A 505-nucleotide genomic window follows, 5' to 3' on the forward strand; every position below is an offset into this window, starting at 1 on the left:
TGTCGTTAGCCAATACATCAACGGTTACGGTGCTGTTCTCTTGAACCGCCCCGGTGTCTGCATTGGCAATTGGGAGATCGTTAGTACCGGTGACAGTGATGGTCGCGGTCGATGTGATCGGCTCGCCACTTTCATCGCTCATCGTGTACGTCACCACAACTTGCTCTGTTACACCGACTGGCAGGTGATCAAAATCTTCGCCAGTCGCTTCAAACACAAGTTTGTTATTAACGATGGTCGCCAGACCTTTGTCCGAGCTCACATTGTCTAAAGTGAACTTAGCACCATCGTCTAAATCGGTGTCGTTAGCCAATACATCGACGGTTACGGTGCTGTTCTCTTGAACCGCCCCAGAGTCTGCATTGGCAATTGGGAGATCGTTGGTACCGGTGACAGTAATAGTCGCGGTCGATGTGATCGGCTCGCCACTTTCATCGCTCATCGTGTACGTCACCACGACCTGCTCTGTTACACCTACTGGCAGGTGATCAAAATCTTCGCCAGT

General features: G+C 51.1%; 1 protein-coding gene. It reads right to left on the reverse strand.

Features of this window, described 5'->3' with window-relative positions:
• On the reverse strand, positions 1-505 hold a 505-nt coding region (locus AB4507_RS22840), incomplete at both ends, for an Ig-like domain-containing protein (RefSeq protein ID WP_372183485.1).

The organism is Vibrio sp. 10N.222.54.A3 (assembly GCF_041474095.1).
GTDB lineage: Bacteria > Pseudomonadota > Gammaproteobacteria > Enterobacterales > Vibrionaceae > Vibrio > Vibrio crassostreae_C.